5 protein-coding genes are annotated in these 5,682 nt (G+C 66.0%); 2 read left to right on the top strand and 3 right to left on the bottom strand.

Annotated elements, in window-relative coordinates; genetic code table 11:
• Positions 1-216: 216 nt before the first annotated feature.
• The 3 genes from FJ417_RS32865 to FJ417_RS32855 are packed head-to-tail and all read right to left on the bottom strand — an operon-like array spanning position 217 to position 3,740.
• A complete protein-coding gene (locus FJ417_RS32865) occupies positions 217-1,476 on the bottom strand; it encodes a dihydrolipoamide acetyltransferase family protein (RefSeq protein ID WP_140786327.1) in 1,260 nt (419 codons plus the stop codon).
• Between the two features lie 15 nt (positions 1,477-1,491).
• On the bottom strand, positions 1,492-2,505 hold the full coding sequence (locus FJ417_RS32860; RefSeq protein WP_140786326.1) for an alpha-ketoacid dehydrogenase subunit beta: 1,014 nt from the start codon (positions 2,503-2,505) through the stop codon (positions 1,492-1,494).
• A 2-nt stretch (positions 2,506-2,507) separates the two neighbouring features.
• Positions 2,508-3,740: a 3-methyl-2-oxobutanoate dehydrogenase (2-methylpropanoyl-transferring) subunit alpha gene (locus FJ417_RS32855; protein ID WP_140786325.1), complete on the bottom strand. Its 1,233-nt coding sequence runs from the start codon at positions 3,738-3,740 to the stop codon at positions 2,508-2,510.
• Positions 3,741-4,279: 539 nt separating this feature from the next.
• On the opposite strand from FJ417_RS32855, the gene holA reads away from it, so the two are divergent.
• Together holA and FJ417_RS32845 are read left to right on the top strand one after the other, a co-directional pair.
• Positions 4,280-5,323, top strand: a complete 1,044-nt coding sequence (gene holA / locus FJ417_RS32850) for a DNA polymerase III subunit delta (protein ID WP_140786324.1) — start codon at positions 4,280-4,282, stop codon at positions 5,321-5,323.
• A gap of 267 nt (positions 5,324-5,590) precedes the next feature.
• Positions 5,591-5,682, top strand: a 92-nt coding sequence (locus FJ417_RS32845; RefSeq protein WP_181183370.1) for a GIY-YIG nuclease family protein, incomplete at its 3' end; no start/stop codon positions are given.

Raw genomic sequence — 5,682 nt, 5'->3', positions numbered from 1 at the left:
CCTGGGGAACATAGGTCGCGATCCTTCGCGCCCCCCTCTGTCCTGCCGGACATCTCCCCCACGAGGGGGGAGATCAGCAGCTTCGGAGCGCCGCCCATTCCTGCTGCGTCGGAGATTGGCGAAAGCCGCGGCAACGTCTGATCTCCCCCCTCGTGGGGGAGATGCCTGGCAAGGCAGAGGGGGGCGCTGTCCCGCCGGCATCTCGGTCGTTTCGCCCTAATCCACGAAGATCAGCGCCGGCGTCTCGAGCAGCGCCTTGATCCGCTGCACGAACACCGCGGCATCCCAGCCGTCGATGACGCGGTGGTCGAAGCTGGACGACAGGTTCATCATCTTGCGCGGGATGAACTGCGTGCCGTCCCATACCGGCCGCACCATGATCTTGTTGACGCCGATGATCGCCACTTCCGGGTAGTTGATGACCGGCGTGGTCGCGACCCCACCCATGGCGCCGAGCGAGGTGATGGTGATGGTCGAGCCTGAAAGCTCCTCGCGCGTCGCCGTGCCGGACTTCGCCGCGTCGGCCAGCCGGTTGACTTCGACAGCGCAGTCCCACAGATCGCGCGCCTCGGCATGCTTGACCACTGGCACCACAAGCCCGTTGGGCGTCTGGGCGGCGATGCCGATATGGATGCCTTCGTGCTGATGGATGATGCCGGCATCGTCGTCGAACAGCGCGTTGAGGTTGGGCTGCTCGGCGATCGCCTTGACCATCGCCCGCATCAGGAAAGGCAGCAGCGTCAGCTTGGGCCTTTCCGCCCCCTTGGCCCCGCGCTTCTCCTTGTTCAGCGTCGCGCGCAATTCTTCCAAGGCCGTGACGTCGATCTCCTCGACATAGGTGATGTGCGGGATGCGCGACTTCGCCAGCGACATCCTTTCGGCGATCTTGCGCCGCAGGCCGACGACCCTGATGTCCTCGACGCCGTCCTTCCGGGCAAGCCCGGTCGCGTGGGCCAGTTGCGGACCGCGCGCGACGAACGCATCGATGTCCTCATGGCTGATGCGCCCCGCCGGACCACTGCCCGCGACCTGGCGCAGATCGATGCCGGCCTCCCTGGCGCGCAGCCGGACGGCCGGCGAGGCCAAGGGCTTTTCGCCTTCCGCGCGCGGCGTGGCTGAAACGGAGGCAGGGCGCGTGGCCTTCGGCGCGGCCGGCGCCGGTTTTGCCTCGACCGGCTCAGCCGGCGCTTTCTCCCCGGATGGGGCCTCGCCGACCGCCTTCACATTGCCCTCACCGGCTACCTTCAACCGCACGATCGGCGAGCCGATCGCCACCGTGTCGCCGATCTCGGCGCCGAGCCAAAGGATTTCGCCATCGACCGGCGACGGAATCTCGACGGTCGCCTTGTCGGTCATGACGGCGGCGAGGACCGTGTCCTCGCGCACAAGGTCGCCGACCTTGACATGCCATTCGACGAGCTCGGCCTCGGCGACGCCTTCGCCGACATCGGGCAGCTTGATGATATGTTCGCCCAACCAGGCCTCCCCGCTCTAAGCTTCCAATGTTTCGATAAGCGCGCGCCCGACCCGCGCCGGGCCGGGGAAATAGTCCCATTCCTGCGCATGCGGATAGGGCGTGTCCCAGCCGGCGACCCGCGCCACCGGCGCTTCCAGATGATAGAAGCAGTTTTCCTGCACCAGCGAGACCAGCTCGGCGCCGAAACCGGAGGTGAGCGTCGCCTCGTGCACGACGACGCAGCGGCCGGTCTTCTTCACCGAGGCGACGATCGTGTCGAGGTCGAGCGGCAAAAGCGTTCTCAGATCGATCACCTCGGCGTCGATGCCGGTCTCCTCGGCCGCGGCCTGCGCGACATAGACCATGGTGCCGTAGGCAAGCACGGTCACCGCCGAGCCTTGCCTGCGTATCGCCGCCTTGCCGAGCGGGATCGTGTAATGGCCGTCGGCGACTTCGCCGAGCTCATGTTTTGACCAGGGCGTCACCGGCCGGTCGTGATGGCCGTCGAACGGGCCATTGTAGAGCCGCTTCGGCTCAAGGAAGATCACCGGATCCGGATCCTCTATCGCCGCGATCAGCAGACCCTTGGCGTCATGCGGGTTGGACGGCACCACCGTCTTCAGGCCGGAGACATGGGTGAACAGGGCTTCCGGGCTCTGGCTGTGCGTCTGGCCGCCAAAAATGCCGCCGCCGGTCGGCATGCGCACCACGATCGGGCAGGTGAAATCGCCGTTCGAGCGGTAGCGCAGCCGCGCCGCCTCCTGCGTCAGCTGGTCGTAGGCCGGGTACATGTAGTCGGCAAACTGGATCTCGACACAGGGCTTCAGCCCGTAGGCGGCCATGCCGATCGCCGAGCCGACGATGCCGGATTCGTTGATCGGCGCGTCGAAGCAGCGGCTGCGGCCATACTTCGCCTGCAGGCCCTGCGTAGCGCGGAACACACCGCCGAAGAATCCGACATCCTCGCCATAGACGATGACTTTGTTGTCGCGCCCCATCGAGACGTCGAGCCCGTCGCGGATCGCCTCGATCATGGTCTTCCTGGGCATGGTCAGACTCCCGCCTGCTGGCGCTGGCGCCTCAGATGCGGTGGCATCTCTTCGTAGAGCCCTTCGAACATGTCGCGGGTCGATGGTTTGCCGCCGGCATGCAGCGTGCCGTGGCCCTCGGCCTCCTTCTGCGCGGCGATCACCGTTTCGAGGATCTCGGCTTCGGCCTGGGTGTGACGATCCTCCGACCAGACGCCCTTGTGGATAAGATGGTTCTTCAGCCGGATGACCGGATCGCCGAGCGGCCAGGCATCCGATTCCGCCTTCGGCCGGTAGGCCGACGGATCGTCCGACGTCGAATGGGCGCCGGTGCGGTAGGTGACATATTCGACCAGCGTCGGCCCGAGATTGGCGCGCGCCCGCTCCGCCGCCCATTTGGCCACGGCGTGCACCGCGAGATAGTCATTGCCGTCGACGCGCAACGCCGGAATGCCGAAGCCAAGCCCGCGCGCTGCAAACGTGCCGGAGCCGCCGCGCGCGATGCCCTGGAAGGTCGAGATCGCCCACTGGTTGTTGACGACGTTGAGGATGACCGGCGCCTTGTAGGTCGAGGCGAAGACCAGCGCGGAATGGAAATCGGACTCGGCGGTAGAGCCATCGCCGATCCAGGCGGCGGCGATGCGCGAATCGTTGGAGATCGCCGAGGCCATCGCCCAGCCGACCGCCTGGATGTACTGCGTCGCCAGATTGCCGGAGATCGAGAAGAAGCCGTGCTCCTTCGACGAATACATGATCGGCAGCTGCCGGCCCTTCAGCGGATCGGCCTCGTTGGAATAGATCTGGTTCATCATCGTGACCATCGGATAGCCGTCGGCGATCAAAAGGCCGGCCTGCCGGTAGGTCGGGAAGTTCATGTCGCCGGGCTTCAGCGCCTTGCGGAAAGCGCAGCTCACTGCCTCTTCGCCCAGATGCTGCATGTAGAAGGAGGTCTTGCCCTGGCGCTGCGCCATCTGCATGCGCGCGTCGAAGGTCCTGAGCGTCATCATATGGCGCAGGCCTTCGAGCAGTTCCTGGTCGCTGAGCAGCCCGGCCCATGGCCCGACCGCCTCGCCGGCGCGGTTCAGCACGCGGATGATGGAAAAGGCCATGTCGCGTATGCTGCGCGGATCGACGTCGATCTCCGGACGCGGCACCGAGCCGGCCTTGGGAATGGTCACATTCGAGAAATCGGGCGTGCCGCCGGGCCGAACCTCGGGCTCGGGCACATGGAAGCGCAACATTCCAACATCGGCCATGAGCTCACATCCTCCAATGTTGCCGGTGCGATCTTTGCACATCCGCGCCGCCGCACCAGTGCCAATTCGCCGGGTCTGGGCACGGCCTTCCCCTTCGGCCGTCGGCTCGTGGAACCGATGCGGCACGCTAGCGCCAAGATGCAGATATGGCGGCGAAATTTCTTGTCGATGTTTTCGCGCTGCGCGCAATTTGGCGGAAGTTTATAGGGCGATTGCCGCCAGAAAAGACAACCAAAGCAAGCGCCGCGGCCGCCGCAGTTAATCTCCCAGTCGTGGGAGAGACGCCCGGCAGAGCAGAGGCGGGCGTGACAGAACGCCAACTCTCCGTAGTCATTCGTCGTCATAAGGCAACGGAGGGCGCGCAAACCCGGCTTCCGAAAGTCGACATTCGGTCAAGGCCAAGGATCAAACATCAAGACGCCGGCGGGACAGCGCCCCCCTCTGGCCTGCCGGCCATCTCCCCCACAAGGGGGGAGATCACGCTCTCTGCCGGCCGCTTCTCCGTTCACTCGGCCCCCGCCCCGTGCTAACCCACCCGCATGGCACAGAAGAAAGGATACGAGGTCGATTCGTGGCTGGCGAGGCCGGATCCGGCCATGGCGATCATCCTGCTTTACGGCCCCGACCGCGGCCTCGTCGCCGAGCGGGCGAAGACCTTCGCCGCGAAAACCGGCCTGCCGCTCGACGACCCATTCTCCGTGGTCAGGCTGGACGGCGCGGAGGTCGACCGCGACGAGGGGCGGCTGCTCGACGAAGCCCGCACCGTGCCGATGTTTTCCGACCGGCGGCTGCTTTGGGTGCGCAATGCCAGCGGCCAGAAAGCGCTGGCCGACGACATCAAGGCGCTGACCGCCGAGCCCGCGCGCGACGCCATCATCCTCATCGAAGCCGGCGACCTGAAGAAAGGCACCGGTCTCAGGGCCATCGTCGAGGCCGCCGGCAACGCCATCGCACTGCCCTGCTATGCCGACGAGGCCCGCGACCTCGATACGGTGATCGACGACGAACTGCGCAAGGCCGGCATGTCGATGACGCTCGACGCCCGCCAGGCGCTGCGCCGCAATCTCGGCGGCGATCGCCTCGCCTCGCGCGGCGAGATCGAGAAACTGGTGCTTTATGCGCACGGCCAAAAGGAGATCGACGTCGGCGACGTCAACGCCCTGTCCGGCGATGTCTCCGGCGCGTCTTTCGACGCCGCGGTCGACGCCATGCTGGACGGCAAGGTCGGCGACTTCGACATCGCCTTCAACCGCCATTGCCAGTCGGGCGGCCATCCCTTCCTGGTCCTGTCCTCGGCGATGCGGCAATTGCAGGCGATCCAGGCGATGCGCGGCCAGATGGAGACCGGCGGCCGCAACGCCGCCTCGGTCGTCGCCGGCGCCCGTCCGCCCGTCTTCTTCTCGCGCCGCAAGCTGGTGGAAAAGACGCTGGAGCGCTGGACTGTCGAGGCGCTCGGTCGCGCGCTCGGCCGGCTGCAGACGGCGGTGCTGCAGACACGCAAGCGGCCGGACCTGTCCGAAGCGCTGGCGCGCCAGGCGCTGCTCGGCATCGCGATCGAAAGTGCGAGACTGGGGCAAAGGTAAACGCCAGCGATTGGCGACGGCCGGGCGACAGCTAACTCCCTCCTTGTAGCGGAGATGGCCGGCCCACCCTCCGGAGCTGCTGCGCAACTGCTGCGAAGGACGGGCAGGCCAAAGGAGTGCTGTCCCACCAGCGTATTCTTGGTCATTCTAGGGCGGAGCAAGGAGCGAAGCGACGCGCGCAGACCCTAGAATCCATGCCGTGACATTGGCCGTAGACTGCTGCCGTCCAGAATAGCCGTTGCTGACAGCGCCAGCTAAGATCGCAACATGACAGGCTACGTTTACATGACCGCGAGCCAGAAGGGCGGCACGATCTATATCGGTGTCACCAACGACCTTGCTCGTCGCATGCCAGAGCA

Origin of the sequence: Mesorhizobium sp. B3-1-7 (assembly GCF_006439385.1) — a bacterium.
Classification (GTDB): domain Bacteria; phylum Pseudomonadota; class Alphaproteobacteria; order Rhizobiales; family Rhizobiaceae; genus Mesorhizobium.
Note: the sequence above shows the minus strand (reverse complement) of the source record. Positions and strands in the feature narration are given on the sequence as shown.